Source organism: Pseudomonas sp. SDO5215_S409, from assembly GCF_054071325.1.
In genome coordinates this window covers 1-2,643 of the sequence record NZ_JBSVWN010000125.1, presented here as the reverse complement: position 1 = coordinate 2,643, position 2,643 = coordinate 1, and the positions used below count along the sequence as shown (strand labels likewise).

The window sequence follows — 2,643 nt, the reverse complement described above, 5'->3', positions numbered from 1 at the left end:
CGGGATCGGCGTATTTCACCATATTTGGAAGTCTTCTTCAGGATTTCCCTAAGGATCGGCTATTAGTACCGCTATGGACCGACGCAATATCATTAAGACCATCGCCGTTAGTATCACCGACACCGGCATTGTGAAAACCGCGAGCAATATAGCCCTTTTGATATTCAGGTGGGCGCGCAGAACTGATATTCGCGGCCCCCTTCAACAAGGCATTGTAATTGCCGTTGTCATAACCCAGACCCGCAACAGAATCGAAGCCACTGCCATCCACGTTACCGGCGGTGTCTACCGACCATACCCCCGTGCTTCCTTCGATATCGAGAGGTCTATCGGTTGGACCATTGAACGTGATTTGCAGCGAGTTTGAAGCCGGGCTGAGGTTAGAGGCCGAATCCAGCGCCTTTACAAAATAATCGTGTTGACGGTTTGTCTGGAAAGGAAGCTTGGCCGTCCACTCGCCATTGTCGCCAGCGACAACACGCGTGATTTCGACATTTTTTCCATCGGTATTTTTGTGATAAACGATAACGGTTGCGTTGGCTTCCGCCCGCCCGCTCAGTGTCGGGGTGTTATCAACGGTGGCTTTGCCACTTTTGATATCCACAGCATCGCTGGTCACGACCTTATCCAGTGTTGGCGCACTCGGGGCGACCGTATCGATCGTCAAACGTACGTCAACCGACTCGCCTTTCACAGTGCGTGTCGTGTCAACAATCCTGACTTGGTAGTCATAGACGCCATCCACGCGCTGGGGGAGCTTGATACTCCAGGTCCCATCGCTGTTGATGTCGCCGGATGCCACAAGGCTTGCGTCGCTCTTGTTGAGGATTTCTATCTTGTCGCCCGCACCGGCACCCTTTGTCCGTCCATGCAACGTGGGAGCAGGGTCATTGGTCGGTACGCTCGGGTTGTAGCGTTCATATTTATCATTTTCAAGTTTCTGGCCGTCTGAACCGACTGTATCGGTATAACTTTCGACCGTGACTTTATAAGTGGCATTAGGGTTTGAGTAATCCTTGATCGTCGCAGGACTTTCCCGATTCATCTCGTCAATGGCGACTGCTTTGAACTGACCAGATTGTTGGGGGGCAGGGCCTGAAACGGTAAAGTTACCGTTTTCGTCCGCCGTGACCAACTTAGTCACGTTGTCTGGGAACACCACTCGAACTTTGAGCCCAGGTCCCGCCTTGCCGGCCACCGTGACCTCGCCCGTGGTCGGGTCAGTGGTGATGTCATAGGTTGGCGCGGCGGGGCTCACTCCGTTGTAAGTCAACGTGGCTGGCAAGCTTTGGTTACCGGCCGCATCGACTGCAACCGCCGACACTTTACCGTTCGGTTGGGCGGTAGGGATATCGACGGAGAAGTGCCCCTGCAGGTCAGTCGTGGCGGTATGAACAGTTCCGTCCGGCGCGGTAATTTTGACGGTACTGTTTTTTTCCGCATTCCCACTGACCGTGATGCCGCCGTTGGGTTTTGCGAGCGCAACCAAATCGGTCGGGGCATCCGGTGACGACGTGTCCAGACCCGGGTCCGCCACATACGGCAAGATAGCGGGCGCACTCACGTTACCGGCAGCATCGCTGGCAGTCGCAGTGATATTGCCGTTTCGCTGCGGCGTGTCGATGTCCACACTGAACTGACCGTTCTGGTCAGCCTTGGTCACGTAGCTTTTTCCGTCCGCGGTAGTCACCGTAACCGTGCTGTGCGCTTCAGCCTTGCCGCTGAAGATAACGCCACCGTTGGACTTGGTCACAGCGAGCAGGTCTGTCGGCGCATTCGGCGCGGTTGTGTCGATGGTCGAATCGGCCTTGTAGGCAACGACGGTTGTAGGGCTGACAATGCCCACATCGTTGGTTGCCGTAGCTGTCACATTGCCATTTGGCTGGGGCTTATTGATGTCGACAGTGAAGCGCCCTTCACTGTCGGCCTTGGTTGTATAGGTATTGCCGTCCGGCGCCACCAGGGTCACGGTACTGTCTTTTTCAGCGTTGCCGCGAACGTTGATTCCGCCATTGGTCTTGGTCGTCACAACGACACCGGTCGGCGGAGCCGGGATATCGATGATGAGCCCGGAATCAACCTTGTAACTCACCACCGTCGGCAAGCTGGTGTTACCGGCGGCATCGGTGGCGGTCGCCGTGACATTGCCGTCAGTCTGGTACTTATCGACCTCGGCCTTGAATTGGCCGTCACCGCCGGCGGTTGTGGACACGATGGTGCCGTTTGGCAGCTTCAAACGCACCGTGCTGTTTGGTTCGGCGGTACCCGTAATGACGATGCCACCATTGAATTTGGTGACAGCAACTACGTTAGCTGGAGCATCCGGCGGCGTGGTGTCGTTTTTTGCATCGGCGACGTAGTCCACCGTCGTAGGCGCACTTTTGTTACCCGCCGCATCGGTTGCCACAGCAGTGACTTTACCGTTGGGTTGCGGCTCGTTGACGTCGAGTTTGAAATTGCCGTTACCGTCTACACGCACGTTGTGGGATTTGCCGTCCGGCGTGGTCACGGTCACGGTGCTGTTGGCCTCAGCTTTCCCGCTGACAGTGACGCCGCCATTAGACTTGGTGACAGCCACTACGTCCGTCGGAGCATCCGGCGGCGTGGTGTCGTTTTTTGCATCGGCGACGTAGTCCACCGTCG

1 protein-coding gene is annotated in these 2,643 nt (G+C 56.2%); it reads right to left on the bottom strand.

The window, feature by feature from the left end; translation table 11 throughout:
• Positions 1 to 37: 37 nt before the first annotated feature.
• Positions 38 to 2,643, bottom strand: a 2,606-nt coding sequence (locus ACW9H9_RS28395; RefSeq protein WP_457370496.1) for an Ig-like domain-containing protein, incomplete at its 5' end; no start/stop codon positions are given.